This is a genomic window from Pseudomonas hormoni (genome assembly GCF_018502625.1).
Classification (GTDB): domain Bacteria; phylum Pseudomonadota; class Gammaproteobacteria; order Pseudomonadales; family Pseudomonadaceae; genus Aquipseudomonas; species Aquipseudomonas hormoni.
The window spans coordinates 5,503,723-5,519,248 of record NZ_CP075566.1; the positions used below are offsets into that span (position 1 = coordinate 5,503,723).

Genomic DNA, 15,526 nt, shown 5'->3' on the forward strand with positions numbered 1-15,526 from the left:
CAGGATGAGTTTTAATCATGCCACCCATCCTTTTTATCCCTTTGTGCAAACCCCGCAGAGCGCCGAGAATCGACGCTTTCCTGTTCTCTTTGACCATCGAGCGTGATGACCATGCAGCATCCAGCGCGTATTGAACTCTGGGCCATCCTGCGGCTGGCGGGGCCGTTGATTGCCTCGCAGTTGGCGCACATGCTGATGGTCCTCACCGACACCTTGATGATGGCGCGCCTGAGCCCCGAAGCACTGGCGGGCGGCGGTCTGGGCGCCGCGACCTATTCGTTTGTGTCGATCTTCTGCATCGGCGTCATCGCGGCGGTCGGCACCCTGGTGGCGATCCGTCAGGGCGCGGGCGATATCGTTGGCGCGGCGCGGCTGACCCAGGCGGGTTTGTGGCTGGCGTGGTTGATGGCTTTGGTCGCCGGCTTGCTGCTGTGGAATCTCAAACCGGTCTTGCTGTTGTTTGGCCAGACCGAAACCAACGTCCAGGCGGCCGGACAGTTCCTGCTGATCCTGCCGTTCGCCCTGCCCGGTTACCTGAGCTTCATGGCCCTGCGCGGTTTCACCAGCGCCATCGGCCGGGCGACGCCGGTGATGGTCATCAGCCTTGGCGGTACGGTGGCCAACTTCGTACTCAACTATGCGTTGATCACCGGGATGTTCGGCCTGCCGAAAATGGGTCTGGTGGGCATCGGTCTGGTCACGGCGATTGTGGCCAACCTGATGGCCGTGGCGTTGGCGCTGCACATTCGGCGGCATCCGGCGTACGACGCGTATCCGTTGCGCCAGGGTTTGTCGCGGCCTAACCGGCAGTATCTGAAAGAGTTGTGGCGCCTCGGCCTGCCGATTGGCGGCACCTATGCGGTGGAAGTCGGGCTGTTTGCCTTCGCCGCGTTGTGCATGGGCACCATGGGCAGTACGCAACTGGGTGCGCACCAGATTGCGCTGCAGATCGTCTCGGTGGCGTTCATGATTCCGGCGGGGCTTTCCTATGCGATCACCATGCGCATCGGCCAGCATTACGGCGCCGGGCAGTTGCTGGACGCGCGACTGGCCGGACGGGTCGGGATCGCGTTCGGCGCGGCAGCAATGCTCGGCTTCGCGATGGTCTTCTGGCTGCTACCTAATCAGTTGATCGGCCTGTTCCTGGACCACAACGACCCGGCCTTCCGCCCCGTCATCGAACTGGCTGTGAGCCTGCTGGCGGTGGCGGCGTGGTTCGAGCTGTTCGACGGTACGCAAACCATCGCCATGGGCTGCATTCGCGGGCTGAAGGACGCCAAGACCACGTTCCTGGTCGGGCTGGGTTGCTATTGGCTGATTGGCGCGCCTGCCGCATGGTGGATGGCCTTCCATTTGAACTGGGGACCGACGGGCGTCTGGTGGGGGTTGGCGCTGGGACTGGCGTGCGCGGCGGTGAGCCTGACACTGGCGTTTGAGTGGAAGATGAAGCGGATGATTCGGCGGGAGCCGTCGTCAGGGGCAAGTTTCCAAATCGCTCAGCCAGACTGAGAACCCTTGTGGGTGCGTTTGTGGCGAGGGAGCTTGCTCCCGCTGGGTCGCGAAGCGGCCCCAAACGCTTTGCGACTGCTTCGCAGCCGAGCGGGAGCAAGCTCCCTCGCCACAAAAGCGCCGTGTTTAAACCACGACTTCCAATGCCGGCTGCTGATTGCTGCCAAAGCTCAAATACTCAATCAGCTCCACCAACGGCAACGGCTTGCTGATCAGATACCCTTGCACCTGATCACAGCCAAACCCGCGCAACAGATCCAGCTGCTCCGGCGTTTCCACGCCCTCGGCGACCACTTCAAGGTTGAGGTTGTGCGCCAGATTGATCATCGCGTGGACCAGTTTGCGATTCTCTTCGCGCCCTTCCATCCCGCCGACAAAACTCTTGTCGACCTTCAGCAAGGCAATCGGCAGGCTGTTGAGGTGCACGAACGAAGAGAAACCGGTGCCAAAGTCGTCGAGCGAGAACCGCACACCCAGGCGCCCGAGGGCATCCATGGTCTGCTTCACCAGATCGCTGCGGCGCATGACGGCGGTTTCGGTCAGCTCGAACTCCAACCATTGCGCCTCGACGCCACGCTCGGCAATCAGCCGGCTCAGGGTCGAGAGCAACTGGCTGTCCTGAAACTGCCGGAATGACAGGTTGATCGCCATGTGCAGCGCCGGCAAACCGCGTTCACGCAGTGCCTGCATGTCGCGCAACGCGCGGGAAATCACCCAGTAACCGAGCGGCACGATCAAACCGCTTTGCTCGGCCAGTGGCACAAACTCGCTCGGCGGCAGCAAGCCACGTTCGGCGTGCCGCCAGCGCACCAGGGCTTCGAGGCCGACAATCTGGCCGTCTTCGAGATTCAGGCGTGGCTGGTAATGCAATTCCAGCTCATCGCGACGCAACGCCCGGCGCAGTTCGCTTTCGAGGTCTGCCATGCTGCGGGCATTGCGGTTGATGCGTTCGTTGAAGATGTGAAAGGTGCAGCCTTGAGTGCTCTTGGCCTGCTGCATGGCGATGTGCGCGTGCCACATCAACGGATCGGCGCCGGCCTGGGCGCGGGCATGGGCGATGCCCAGACTGGAACCGATCAACAGGCTTTCGCCGTCGACCCAATAGGGTTCGGCCAGTGCCTCGGTGATTCTTTCGGCCATCCACTCGGCGCGTTGTGGTGCGCGGCGGGTGTCGATCAGCAGCGCGAACTCATCGCTGCCCAGCCGCGCCAGTTGATCGCCCGCCTCGAGCTGGCTTTTCAGGCGTGCGACCACTTGCAGAATCAACCGATCGCCAGCCTGATGGCCGAGGGCGTCGTTGGCGTGACGGAAGTTGTCGAGGTCGAGGTGACCGAGGGCCAGGCCCCGGCCATCGTTTTCCGCCAGCCGCGCGGCCAGCAAAGTCTGGAAGCCCTGACGGTTGGCGATGCCGGTCAGCGGATCTTGCTCGGCCAGGCGCTGCAGGGTGTTCTCCAGCACGCCGCGCTCACGCACATGACGCAGGCAACGGCGCAACATGCCGGGATCGAGATGATCGCGCACCAACCAGTCGCTCACGCCATCGGGCGGCAACAGCGGCTCGTGTTCGAGCAGCAACACCGTCGGCAAACTGCAACGGCCCGGCGCCGGCTGAAGGGCCGGGATCGTCAACAACACCGCGCTGCGGTTGTCATCGAACAGAGTGCTGACCGACTCCCAGCTTGGAGCGCTGATGAGCACGGCCGAGCTCCCCATCGGAGCCAGACACTCGCGCAACAACGCTGCCCACGCTGGCTCTTCGGCCAGTAGCAGCAAACGCAAGGGTTCGACAGGCGTAGACAAGCTAGCTCCCTAGACTCTGCAATGATGTAGGCGGCGGGCATTATGCCGTGCCGATAACCAATGACCAAATGACATCAGTTATCAAACGAGGCTTTTGTATCCGGAATTACGAACATTAGACGCAAACTCACCGCGCATCCTGCGTGAAAGTAACAAAACCGGCAAATATAGATAGCGTGTTGCGTCACAAGTCGGAGAGAGCAGCACAATTCGCTGAGCCTGTTAAAATGCCGGCCCATTTCGTGACTGAATCCTGAATCTACGTATGTCCCGACTCAATCCCCGGCAGCAAGAAGCCGTGAGCTACGTCGGCGGCCCTCTTTTGGTGCTCGCCGGCGCAGGCTCCGGCAAGACCAGCGTGATCACGCGCAAGATTGCGCACTTGATCCAGAACTGTGGCATCCGCGCCCAGTACATCGTCGCCATGACCTTTACCAACAAGGCGGCGCGCGAGATGAAGGAACGGGTCGGCACCCTGCTCAAGGGCGGCGAAGGCCGTGGCCTGACCGTGTGCACCTTCCACAACCTGGGCCTGAATATCATCCGCAAGGAGCACGTGCGGCTGGGCTACAAACCGGGCTTCTCGATTTTCGACGAGACCGACGTCAAAGCCCTGATGACCGACATCATGCAGAAGGAATACGCGGGCGACGACGGCGTCGACGAGATCAAGAACATGATCGGCTCGTGGAAAAACGACCTGATCCTGCCGGCCGAAGCCCTGGAAAACGCACGCAATCCCAAGGAACAGACCGCCGCCATCGTCTACACCCACTACCAGCGCACGCTCAAGGCGTTCAACGCGGTGGACTTCGACGACCTGATCCTGCTGCCGGTGAAACTGTTCCAGGAACACGCCGACATCCTCGAAAAGTGGCAGAACAAAGTCCGCTACCTGCTGGTGGACGAATACCAGGACACCAACGCCAGCCAGTATTTGCTGGTGAAGTTGCTGATCGGCACGCGCAACCAGTTCACCGTGGTGGGCGACGACGACCAATCGATTTACGCCTGGCGCGGCGCCCGCCCGGAAAACCTGATGCTGCTCAAGGACGATTACCCGTCCCTGAAAGTCGTCATGCTGGAGCAGAACTACCGCTCCACCAGCCGCATCCTGCGTTGCGCCAACGTGCTGATCTCAAACAACCCGCACGAATTCGAAAAGCAGCTGTGGAGTGAGATGGGCCACGGCGACGAGATCCGCGTGATCCGCTGCCGCAACGAAGACGCTGAAGCCGAACGCGTGGCCGTGGAACTGCTGACGCTGCACTTGCGCACGGACCGGCCGTACAGCGATTTCGCGATCCTGTATCGCGGTAACTACCAGGCCAAGCTGATCGAGCTGAAGCTGCAACACCACCAGATTCCGTATCGCCTGTCCGGCGGCAACAGCTTCTTCGGACGTCAGGAAGTCAAAGACCTGATGGCCTACTTCCGCCTGATCGTGAACCCGGATGACGACAACGCCTTCCTGCGAGTGATCAACGTCCCACGCCGGGAGATCGGTTCGACCACGCTGGAAAAGCTCGGCAACTACGCCACCGAACGCAAAATCTCGATGTACGCCGCTACCGACGAGATCGGCCTGGGCGAACATCTGGACACGCGTTTCACCGATCGCCTGTCGCGCTTCAAGCGTTTCATGGACAAGGTCCGCGAGCAGTGCGCCGGCGAAGACCCGATCTCGGCGCTGCGCAGCATGGTCATGGACATCGACTACGAGAACTGGCTGCGTACCAACAGCTCCAGCGACAAGGCCGCCGACTACCGCATGGGTAACGTCTGGTTCCTGATCGAAGCATTGAAGAACACCCTGGAGAAAGACGAAGAAGGAGAGATGACCGTCGAGGATGCCATCGGCAAACTCGTCCTGCGCGACATGCTGGAACGTCAGCAGGAAGAGGAAGATGGCGCCGAAGGCGTGCAGATGATGACCTTGCACGCCTCCAAGGGTCTGGAATTTCCTTACGTGTTCATCATGGGCATGGAAGAGGAAATCCTCCCGCACCGCTCCAGCATCGAAGCCGACACCATCGAAGAAGAACGCCGCCTGGCCTACGTCGGGATTACCCGCGCGCGTCAGACACTGGCCTTCACCTTCGCGGCCAAGCGTAAGCAATATGGCGAGATCATCGACTGCGCGCCGAGCCGCTTCCTCGATGAGCTGCCGCCGGACGACCTGGCGTGGGAAGGCACCGACGACACACCCGTTGAAGTCAAAGCCGTTCGCGGCAATACCGCATTGGCGGATATACGGGCGATGTTAAAGCGCTAGAATTGAGCACTTTTTAACCGAACACTTTTGACAAGCTAGGCGCACACGGCGCCAGTAGAGGAACGCTTCATGGAAGCACTGCACCAGAAAATTCGCGAACAAGGCATCGTGCTTTCCGATCAGGTCCTGAAGGTCGACGCCTTTTTGAACCACCAGATCGACCCGGCGCTGATGAAGCTGATCGGCGACGAGTTCGCTGCGCTGTTCAAGGACTCGGGCATCACCAAGATCGTCACCATCGAAGCCTCGGGCATCGCTCCGGCGATCATGACGGGCCTGAATCTGGGCGTGCCGGTGATTTTCGCCCGCAAGCACCAGTCCCTGACCCTGACCGAAAACCTGCTGTCGGCGACCGTTTACTCGTTCACCAAGCAGACCGAAAGCACCGTGGCGATCTCCCCGCGCCACCTGACCAGCAGCGACCGCGTGCTGATCATCGATGACTTTCTGGCCAACGGTAAGGCGTCGCAGGCGCTGATCTCGATCATCAAACAGGCCGGCGCGACCGTGGCGGGCTTGGGGATTGTGATTGAGAAGTCGTTCCAGGGTGGTCGTGCCGAGCTGGATGCGCAGGGTTATCGCGTTGAGTCGTTGGCGCGGGTGCAGTCGCTGAAGGATGGCGTTGTAACCTTCATCGAATAAACCAGCAGCACCGCATTTCCCCTGTGGGAGCCAGCAGGCTGGCTCCCACAGTTGTTTTGTGTTGACTGTTATGGCGCGGTGGCTTTCAGGCCGGCGAGCAGCAATCGCTGAAACAAATCCTCCTTCAACCCTTCCGGGTTGGTCAGCTGCATCCGCTCCAGATGCTCGGGAAACGCCGAAGCCTCCGGCGCATCCAGCGCCGCCTTGCCCAACTCCAGAATCTCCGTGAGCTTGAACTTGCTCTTCAGCCAGTTCAGCGCCCGCAACAGATCCCGCTCCTCGGCAGTGAAATCACACCCCAGCGGATACTCCGGAAACAACTGCGAATGCCGCGCCTGAATCGCCTGCAATCGCTGCGGGCTGTTGTCCGCAAAACGCGGATCAAGACGGAAATTCTTCGGCAATTTGCCCACGCTCTGCGCTTGCTCGATCAACCCCGACTGGAACCGTGAATCGCTGATATTCAACAACGCCTCGATCACCACCGCATCGGTCTTGCCGCGCAAATCGGCGATGCCGTATTCAGTGACGACGATATCGCGCAAATGCCGCGGGATCGTGCAATGGCCGTACTCCCAGACAATGTTGGAACTGACCTCCCCGCCCGCCTCGCGCCAGCTGCGCAGCAGCAAAATCGATCGTGCGCCTTCCAGCGCATGGCCCTGGGCGACGAAGTTGTACTGCCCGCCGACACCGCTGAGCACCCGCCCGTCTTCGAGCTGATCGGCGACGCCAGCACCGAGCAACGTCATGGTGAACACGGTGTTGATAAAGCGCGCATCGAGGCGCTGCAAGCGTTTGAGTTCTTCCTGGCCGTAGAGCTCGTTGATGTAGCTGATGCGGGTCATGTTGAATTCAAGCCGCTTGCCCTGGGGCAGCTCTCGAAGACGTTCGTAAAAACTGCGCGGCCCGAGGAAAAACCCGCCATGCACTGAAATGCCGTCAGTCTGCGCAGCCTCATCCAGCGTGCCAGCATTCGCCTGCTGCTGAGTGGGCACATCCGGGTAGACCTTGCGCCGCACGATCCCGGCGTCGGCCAGCACCAGCAAGCCGTTGACGAACATTTCGCTGCAACCGTACAAGCCTTTGGCGAAGGGGTCGATTCCGCCTTCACGGTCGATCAACTGCGCCCACTGGCTGAGATTCACGTCCGCCAGCAGCGCTTTGTAACCCTCGTTGTCAGCCTGCCGCGCCAGCAACGCCGATGTCAGCGCGTCACCCATGGCACCGATGCCGATCTGCAAGGTGCCGCCATCGCGCACCAGTGTGCTGGCGTGCAGGCCAATGAAGTGGTCCTGGAAACCCACGGGCATGTTCGGGGTGGAGAACAATGTGGTGTTGTCTTTTTCGTCGATCAGCAGGTCGAAGGCGTCGATGCCGACTTCGGCGTCGCCGGGCATGTACGGTAAGTCGTTGTGCACCTGGCCCACGAGCAGGATCGTCTCCCCCGCTGCCCGGCGTTTCTCGATCATCGGGAACAGGTCGAGGGTGATGTCCGGGTTACAGCTCAGGCTGAGGCGATCGGGATGCTCGCTGTGGCTGGCCACCAGTTGCGCAACCAGGTTCAAACCGCCGGCATTGATGTCCCGCGCGGCGTGGCTGTAGTTGCTGCTGACGTAATCCTGCTGGGCGGATGCGCTATGCAGCAGGCTACCAGGCTGCATGAAAAATTGATGAACGTGGATGTTGGGCGGCAGGCTGTCCTTGTGCAGGCCCGCGAGGAAATCCAGTTCCGGATAGTCGCCGAACACCCGTTCGATGAAGGGCTCAAGGAAGCGCTTTTGCAAACCGTCGCCCAAGGAAGGACGGCCCAGGCAAAGCGCGGTGTAGATCGTCAGCTGCCGCTCGGGCAGTTGCGCAATGCGTTGATACAGCGCGTTGACGAAGTGGTTGGGTTTGCCCAGGCCAAGGGGCAGGCCCATGTGGATGTGCGCCGGCAACCGTGCCAACACATCATCGACCGCCTGTTCGATAGAACACAGCTGCACCATCTGATCCTCCCTTACATTCCGTGAGTTGGGGTTGGACCGAGCTTGCCGCGTCTTTGCTGCATTGAACAGTCTCGGGCGGCAAATTGCAGGCACAAAAAAGCCGCTCGAAAGCGGCTTTTTCGCGAAAGATGCAGACGTGTTACAGGCCGGACATCTCTTTGATGGCGCCTTTCAGCTCGTCATCGGAGCAGTCAGCGCAAGTGCCTTTAGGCGGCATCGAGTTGATACCGGTAATGGCTTTGGCCAGGATGCCGTCGAGGCCGCCCTGGTGATCGGCGCGCTCTTTCCAGGCAGCCTTGTCGCCGATTTTCGGCGCACCCAGCAGACCAGTGCCGTGGCAAGCATTGCAATGTTTTGCAATCACGTCTTTAGGTGCCTTGGCACCACCACCGCCAGTAGCGGCAGCGACTTCCATCCCCTTGCACTCTTGACCTGTCACACAGACCTGGCCGACTGGCTCAAGGCGTTTGGCAATATCGTCATTCGTCGCAGCTTGAGCGCTGACAGCCCATAGGGCCAATACGGTTGCTGGTGCAGCCAGCATTTTCATAATTAGGTTCACGCGTTCACCCTCAATGGTGGCTAGTCACGCCTACGGCCACGGTTCGCAGGCGGGCGCAAGTATAGCGGTAAGCCCGTCGCACTGAAACAACCCCAAAGTCGAAGGGGTCTTGTTGCGCGGCGGAAAAACCCTTCGGGTGTCGCTGCCGTGCTGGCAGGACGCCTCTTCTCTTAGAAATTCGCTGGCGTGGCTGCGCTGATTAGTCGCGCCGGCGCATCGAACGGATTACGGAAACGGTGTGGCTTGGTACTTTCAAAGTAGTAGCTATCGCCAGCTTCAAGCACAAAAGTTTCCAGCCCGACCACCAGTTCCAACCGACCTTCCACCAGAATCCCGGTTTCCTCGCCCTCATGGGTGAGCATCTCGTCACCGGTGTCGGCGCCAGGCGGGTAGATTTCATTGAGGAAGGCGATGGCGCGGCTCGGGTGCGCCCGGCCGACCAGCTTCATGGTCACGGCTCCATCGGAAATATCGATCAGCTCGTTGGCCTTGTAGACGATCTGAGTCGGTTTTTCCTGCAGGATCTCTTCGGAAAAGAACTCGACCATGGACATGGGAATCCCGCCCAGAACCTTGCGCAGCGAACTGATCGAGGGACTGACGCTGTTCTTCTCGATCATCGAAATGGTGCTGTTGGTGACGCCCGCGCGCTTGGCGAGTTCACGCTGCGAAAGACCTTTGAGCTTACGGATGGATTGCAGTCGTTCACCGACGTCCAATGCTGGAGCCTCCAGGGATTCAGGTTGTAGAAATATTGAGCGTTATCATGGCGACAGCGTTCAGTATTTACAACACTTTGGCCTGAATCCTGTTCGGCGAGGCGACTTCCGGTGCGGGGTGTCTGGGCTTAAGCCCCGGAATAGAGCAGCGGCACCCGGCGCAGGTTGCAGAAGATCTGGTAAGGAATCGTGTCAGCCGCTTCCGCAACCGTGCTGGCGAGCACATTTTTGCCCCACAACTCGACGGTCGAGCCGAGGCCGGCTTGCGGCACATCGGTCAGATCAACACAAAGCATGTCCATCGACACCCGACCGATCAATTGGCTGCGCTGACCGGCGACCAGCACAGGCGTACCCGTCGGCGCGTGACGCGGATAGCCATCGGCATAACCCATCGCTACCACGCCAACGCGCATTGGCTTCTGGGTGATGAATTTGGCGCCGTAACCGATCGGCTCGCCGGCCGGCAGCTCACGCACGCAAATCACTTTCGATTCCAGTGTCATCACCGGTTGCAGGCGGGATGCCACGGCGTTGGCTTCTTCGAACGGCGTGGCGCCGTATAGCATGATGCCCGGGCGAACCCAGTCGCTTGGAATCTGCGGCCAACCGAGCACCGCCGGCGAGTTGCGCAGGCTGACCTCGGCGGACATGCCCTGGCGCGCCGCTTCAAATACCGCGACCTGCTCGGCGCTGGCCTGGCTGTGCAGCTCATCGGCGCGGGCGAAGTGGCTCATCAGCACGATCTTCGCGACCTTGCCGCTGGCCAGCAGCCGTTGATAGGCCGCCTGGTAATCCTTTGGATGCAGACCGACCCGGTGCATGCCCGAATCGAGCTTCAACCAGACCGTGATCGGCTTGCTCAGCGCGGCTTTCTCGATGGCTTCGAGCTGCCACAGCGAATGCACCACGCACCAGAAATCATGCTCGACGATCAGCGCCAGCTCATCGGCTTCGAAAAAGCCTTCCAGCAACAACACCGGCGCCCGAATGCCCGCGGCGCGCAGCTCCAGCGCTTCTTCGATGCAAGCCACGGCAAACCCGTCCGCCTCGGCTTCCAACGCCTGGGCGCAACGCACCGCGCCATGGCCGTAGGCATCGGCCTTGATCACCGCGAGGGCCTTGGCCCCGGTGAGTTCACGGGCGATCCGGTAGTTGTGACGCAGGGCTTGAAGGTCGATCAGGGCACGGGCTGGACGCATGGCGGCAGGCTTCTAGACAGTCATGGGGATAAAAACCGGCGCTGGCTGACGGCGTTAACCGCCAACAGCACCGGGAGAGGGATCTTTCTGACAGGCTTATGGCAGAGCGGCTACAACCGACAGCTCCACCAGGATTTCCGGTTCGCACAGCTTCGATTCAACCGTCGCACGGGCCGGGGCGACGCCTTTTGGCAGCCATTTGTCCCACACCGCGTTCATGCCTTCGAAGTGCGCATCAATGTCTTTCAGGTAAATCGTCACCGACAGTAGACGGCTCTTGTCGGTCCCCGCCAGATCGAGCAAACGCTCGATGTTGGCAAGGGTTTCACGGGTCTGCTGTTCAATCCCGGCACTCATGTCGTCGCCGACTTGCCCTGCCAGATAGACGGTGCCGCTGTGGGCAACGATCTGGCTCATGCGCTCATTGGTGAGCTGGCGCTGGATTGACATGTTTTGCGGACTCCTGGGTTTTGCTTCCATAACGAGAGATATCGAGGCCTTCGGCGCTGATCTGCGGCGTTTTCTTCGCTATCAGGTCAGCCAGCAAGCGACCGGAACCGCATGCCATGGTCCAGCCGAGCGTGCCGTGACCGGTGTTCAGGAACAGATTCTTGAACGGCGTGGCCCCCACGATTGGCGTGCCATCCGGGGTGGTCGGACGCAGACCGGTCCAGAAACTTGCCTGGGCCAGATCGCCGCCCTGAGGATAGAGGTCGTTGACGATCATCTCCAGGGTTTCGCGCCGACGCGGGTTCAGCGACAGGTCAAAACCGGCGATTTCAGCCATGCCGCCGACACGAATACGGTTGTCGAAACGGGTGATCGCGACCTTGTAGGTCTCGTCGAGGATAGTCGAAGTCGGGGCCATCGCCGGGTTGGTGATCGGCACGGTCAGGGAATAACCCTTGAGCGGGTAAACCGGCGCCTTGATGCCCAGCGGCTTGAGCAGTTGCGGCGAGTAGCTGCCGAGTGCCAAAACATAGCGGTCTGCGGTTTCCAGCTTGCCGTCGATCCACACACCGTTGATGCGGTCACCGGCGTAGTCGAGCTTCTGAATGTCTTGGCCGAAACGGAACTCCACGCCCAGCTTCACGGCCATTTCGGCCAGTCGAACGGTGAACATCTGGCAGTCGCCGGTCTGGTCGTTCGGCAGGCGCAGGGCACCGGCGAGGATGTCGGTGACGCTGGCCAGGGCCGGCTCAACGCGGGCAATGCCTTCGCGGTCGAGCAGTTCGAATGGCACGCCGGACTCTTTGAGCACGGCGATGTCTTTCGCGGCGCCGTCGAGCTGAGCCTGGGTGCGGAACAATTGAGTAGTACCTAGGCTGCGGCCTTCGTAGGCAATGCCGGTTTCGGCGCGCAATTCATCGAGGCAGTCACGGCTGTACTCGGACAGGCGGACCATGCGCTCCTTGTTCACCGCGTAACGGCTGGCGGTGCAGTTGCGCAGCATCTGCGCCATCCACAGGTATTGGTCGATGTCGGCGGTGGCCTTGATCGCCAGCGGTGCGTGGCGTTGCAGCAACCACTTGATGGCCTTGAGCGGCACACCCGGCGCGGCCCACGGCGAGGCATAACCCGGCGATACCTGCCCGGCGTTGGCGAAGCTGGTCTCCATGGCCGCAGCCGGCTGACGGTCCACCACCACCACTTCGAACCCGGCACGCGCCAGATAATAAGCACTGGTGGTACCGATGACGCCGCTACCCAAGACCATAACGCGCATTTTCATATCCCTCATCGCGGCATGCCGCTGACGTTTGTAGTTCAGACCGTAGATGTGGGCAGTTTAAAAAAGTTTAGCCAGTGCTTTTCACTATATAAGCACCTATATTTGGCGACAATTCTCGGCAAAAACGCTTTTCACGGAGGCGCATCCCCTATGCGTACCAACACTCAGACCAAACGTGAGCTGGACAAGATCGATCGCAACATCCTGCGGATCCTGCAAGCGGACGGGCGTATTTCCTTTACGGAGCTTGGGGAAAAGGTCGGGCTATCGACCACACCCTGCACCGAGCGGGTCCGGCGCCTGGAGCGCGAAGGGATCATCATGGGCTACAACGCCCGGCTGAATCCGCAGCACCTCAAGGGTAGTCTGCTGGTGTTCGTCGAGATCAGCCTCGACTACAAATCCGGCGATACTTTCGAAGAGTTCCGACGTGCGGTGCTGAAACTGCCCCATGTGCTGGAGTGTCATTTGGTGTCAGGGGATTTCGACTATCTGGTGAAGGCGCGGATTTCCGAGATGGCCTCGTACCGCAAGCTGCTGGGCGACATTCTGCTCAAGCTACCGCATGTGCGGGAATCCAAGAGTTATATCGTGATGGAAGAGGTGAAGGAGAGTTTGAGTTTACCGATTCCGGATTGAGGGTTTGTGGTGTCTGTTCGGGCCCCATCGCTAGCAGGCTAGCTCCCACAGTTGATTTTCAGCGGACACAAGTTGGGTGTACGACACAGACCCAGTGTGGGAGCTAGCCTGCTAGCGATTACAGGCGACTCGGTCTTCCCTCAGACGAGGACCTGCCGGGTCGACGCCATGTACTCATGAATCTGCTTTTCAACCCGAGGATGAATCAACTCCACCGGCCCCCGCCCATTCGGACAAGGCAGCGTCTTGGTCGTACCAAACAACCGACAAATCAGCGGCCGCTCGTCATACACCGTGCAGCCGTTTGGCCCAAGGTGCACACAGTTGAGCTCATCCATCGCCGCATCCTGCTCGGCGCGGGTCTTGCGCGGCAGGCGGGACATTTCTTCGGGTGATGTGGTCACCGGCCCACAGCAGTCATGGCAGCCGGGCACACACTCGAATGAGGGAATCTGCTGTCGCAGGGTGCGGATTTTCTGACTGTTGCAGCTCATCGAAACGGTGACCCAAAGCGGAATAGAGCGGGATTCTGAAGCAAAAGCGCCGATCCAGACAGCCACAATCGACCAGTGTTGCCCGCGCCGGAAAGTCCGGCTTATGCTCCGTCAAATTTTCCAGACACAAAAATCAGGATGACGCGCATGAATGCCCGCGCCCAGCACATTGCCTCCTATTACGCGGCCAGCAGCCTGCCGCAGCCTGATCATCCGGTGCTTACGGAGGATCTGGTGGCCGATGTGTGCGTGGTCGGCGGCGGGTTTTCCGGGTTGAACACGGCGCTTGAGCTAGCCGAACGTGGCCTCAGTGTGGTGCTGCTCGAGGCGCACAAGATTGGCTGGGGCGCCAGTGGCCGTAATGGCGGGCAGCTGATTCGTGGCGTCGGCCATGGTCTCGATCAGTTCGCCAACGTGATCGGTGCAGACGGTGTGCGTCAGATGAAACTCATGGGCCTGGAAGCGGTGGAAATCGTCCGACAGCGCGTCGAGCGTTTTCAGATCCCTTGCGACCTGACGTGGGGTTACTGCGATCTCGCCAACAAACCCCGCGACCTGGAAGGCTTCGCCGAAGACGCCGAAGAACTGCGCAGCCTCGGATACCGTTACGAAACCCGCTTGCTGCAAGCACACGAAATGCACTCGGTGGTGGGCTCCGACCGCTACGTCGGCGGCCTGATCGACATGGGTTCGGGCCACTTGCACCCACTGAATCTGGCACTGGGCGAAGCCGCCGCTGCGCAGCAATTGGGCGCCAGACTGTTCGAACAATCGGCAGTGACCCGCATCGACTACGGCCCGGAGGTGAAGGTCCATACGGCTCAAGGTTCGGTGCGTGCGAAGACGCTCGTGCTGGGCTGCAATGCCTATCTCAACCAGCTCAATCCGGAACTCAGCGGCAAGGTGTTGCCCGCCGGCAGCTATATCATCGCTACCGAACCTTTAAGCGAAGAACAGGCTCACGCCTTGCTGCCGCAGAACATGGCGGTCTGCGATCAACGGGTGGCGCTGGATTACTACCGGCTCTCGGCGGATCGACGTTTGCTGTTCGGTGGTGCTTGCCACTATTCGGGTCGCGACCCGAAGGACATCGCCGCGTACATGCGGCCGAAGATGCTGGAGGTTTTCCCGCAACTGGGTGGGGTGAAAATCGATTATCAATGGGGTGGGATGATCGGCATCGGCGCCAACCGCCTGCCACAGATCGGCCGGCTCAAGGATCAACCGAATGTGTATTACGCCCAGGCTTATTCAGGTCACGGGGTAAATGCCACGCATCTGGCGGGCAAGTTGCTGGCCGAGGCAATCAGTGGGCAGCAGGGCGGCGGGTTTGATCTGTTTGCCAAGGTGCCGCATATCACCTTCCCCGGCGGGAAGCATTTGCGCTCGCCGTTGTTGGCGTTGGGGATGTTGTGGCATCGGCTTAAAGAGTTGGTCTGATCTGTTTGCTGCGTTCTTATGGCCCTCATCGCGGGCAAGCCCGCTCCCACAGTGGTCGCTGGTGTTCACAAAAATTGAGTTCACTGCAAATACCTGTGGGAGCGGGCTTGCCCGCGATGAGGCCCATGAGAACGCTATAAAACTCAGATCCTCCAGAAAGGCTTAAGCCCCTCCTCCCGCGCCTGCTCAAGACTCAACCCGACATCCTTCAATTGCTCCGGCGTCAGCTCCAGCAACGCCTTGCGCGTGTGCAGACGATGCCAGAACAGACCCCAGCGACTCAGGCAGGACGGTGCATTGCGCATCAGCGCCTCGCGGGCACCGTTTTTTTGCCCTGCCGCCAGTTCCTGACTGCGTAACGTCAGCCGCACATCGCTCAAGCCGTTCATTTAGATTGCTCCTGTTTACTTGGGTAGCCAGAGCTTTCATGATGCGTGGACGGCGAAAAGCATTACAGATTCAACTTTGCAGTATTAACCCCATACAGATTTCGCCTTTTAACCTCTGAATCACAATTTTTT

At 60.2% G+C, this 15,526-nt stretch carries 14 protein-coding genes; 5 read left to right on the plus strand and 9 right to left on the minus strand.

Annotated elements, in window-relative coordinates:
- Window positions 1–111: 111 nt before the first annotated feature.
- Complete coding sequence (locus tag KJF94_RS25650) at window positions 112–1,509, plus strand: NorM family multidrug efflux MATE transporter (protein WP_214379780.1); 1,398 nt, start codon at window positions 112–114, stop codon at window positions 1,507–1,509.
- A 126-nt stretch (window positions 1,510–1,635) separates the two neighbouring features.
- Here KJF94_RS25650 and KJF94_RS25655 read toward each other — a convergent pair whose 3' ends face one another.
- Window positions 1,636–3,309 carry a putative bifunctional diguanylate cyclase/phosphodiesterase gene (locus KJF94_RS25655; protein WP_214379782.1) on the minus strand — a complete coding sequence of 558 codons (1,674 nt, stop codon included), beginning with the start codon at window positions 3,307–3,309 and terminating at the stop codon, window positions 1,636–1,638.
- Window positions 3,310–3,574: 265 nt separating this feature from the next.
- Here KJF94_RS25655 and rep point away from each other — a divergent pair, with 265 nt between their 5' ends.
- Together rep and KJF94_RS25665 are read left to right on the plus strand one after the other, a co-directional pair.
- Window positions 3,575–5,584, plus strand: coding sequence for a DNA helicase Rep (gene rep, locus KJF94_RS25660; RefSeq protein WP_017341457.1), 2,010 nt, complete (start codon window positions 3,575–3,577; stop codon window positions 5,582–5,584).
- Window positions 5,585–5,653: 69 nt separating this feature from the next.
- The gene (locus KJF94_RS25665) at window positions 5,654–6,226 is read left to right on the plus strand and encodes a xanthine phosphoribosyltransferase (RefSeq protein ID WP_109626693.1); all 573 of its coding nucleotides are present in this window, start codon (window positions 5,654–5,656) and stop codon (window positions 6,224–6,226) included.
- Between the two features lie 68 nt (window positions 6,227–6,294).
- Here KJF94_RS25665 and KJF94_RS25670 read toward each other — a convergent pair whose 3' ends face one another.
- The 6 genes from KJF94_RS25670 to dadA all read right to left on the minus strand — a co-directional run bounded on the left by KJF94_RS25670 (window position 6,295) and on the right by dadA (window position 12,426).
- Complete coding sequence (locus KJF94_RS25670) at window positions 6,295–8,217, minus strand: acetyl-CoA hydrolase/transferase C-terminal domain-containing protein (protein WP_214379784.1); 1,923 nt, start codon at window positions 8,215–8,217, stop codon at window positions 6,295–6,297.
- A gap of 139 nt (window positions 8,218–8,356) precedes the next feature.
- A complete protein-coding gene (locus KJF94_RS25675) occupies window positions 8,357–8,767 on the minus strand; it encodes a c-type cytochrome (RefSeq protein WP_348772801.1) in 411 nt (136 codons plus the stop codon).
- A 182-nt stretch (window positions 8,768–8,949) separates the two neighbouring features.
- The gene (locus tag KJF94_RS25680) at window positions 8,950–9,498 is read right to left on the minus strand and encodes a cupin domain-containing protein (RefSeq protein ID WP_007947433.1); all 549 of its coding nucleotides are present in this window, start codon (window positions 9,496–9,498) and stop codon (window positions 8,950–8,952) included.
- A 128-nt stretch (window positions 9,499–9,626) separates the two neighbouring features.
- Entirely contained in the window at window positions 9,627–10,700 is a 1,074-nt protein-coding gene (gene alr, locus KJF94_RS25685) for an alanine racemase (RefSeq protein WP_214379785.1), read from the minus strand.
- Window positions 10,701–10,796: 96 nt separating this feature from the next.
- Complete coding sequence (locus KJF94_RS25690; RefSeq protein ID WP_214379787.1) at window positions 10,797–11,150, minus strand: RidA family protein; 354 nt, start codon at window positions 11,148–11,150, stop codon at window positions 10,797–10,799.
- Window positions 11,122–12,426, minus strand: coding sequence for a D-amino acid dehydrogenase (dadA, locus tag KJF94_RS25695; RefSeq protein WP_214379789.1), 1,305 nt, complete (start codon window positions 12,424–12,426; stop codon window positions 11,122–11,124). The genes KJF94_RS25690 and dadA overlap by 29 nt, the downstream gene beginning before the upstream one ends.
- 156 nt (window positions 12,427–12,582) lie before the next feature.
- On the opposite strand from dadA, the gene KJF94_RS25700 reads away from it, so the two are divergent.
- Entirely contained in the window at window positions 12,583–13,071 is a 489-nt protein-coding gene (locus tag KJF94_RS25700) for an Lrp/AsnC ligand binding domain-containing protein (protein ID WP_003177284.1), read from the plus strand.
- Window positions 13,072–13,211: 140 nt separating this feature from the next.
- Here the strand turns inward: KJF94_RS25700 and KJF94_RS25705 are convergent, their stop codons facing one another.
- Complete coding sequence (locus KJF94_RS25705; protein ID WP_007947437.1) at window positions 13,212–13,565, minus strand: YkgJ family cysteine cluster protein; 354 nt, start codon at window positions 13,563–13,565, stop codon at window positions 13,212–13,214.
- A gap of 147 nt (window positions 13,566–13,712) precedes the next feature.
- Between KJF94_RS25705 and KJF94_RS25710 the strand changes: the two genes are divergently transcribed.
- Window positions 13,713–15,005, plus strand: coding sequence for an NAD(P)/FAD-dependent oxidoreductase (locus tag KJF94_RS25710; protein ID WP_214379791.1), 1,293 nt, complete (start codon window positions 13,713–13,715; stop codon window positions 15,003–15,005).
- 143 nt (window positions 15,006–15,148) lie between these two features.
- On the opposite strand, the gene KJF94_RS25715 is transcribed toward KJF94_RS25710, so the two are convergent.
- Entirely contained in the window at window positions 15,149–15,394 is a 246-nt protein-coding gene (locus KJF94_RS25715) for a DUF1127 domain-containing protein (RefSeq protein WP_214379793.1), read from the minus strand.
- Window positions 15,395–15,526 lie beyond the last annotated feature (132 nt).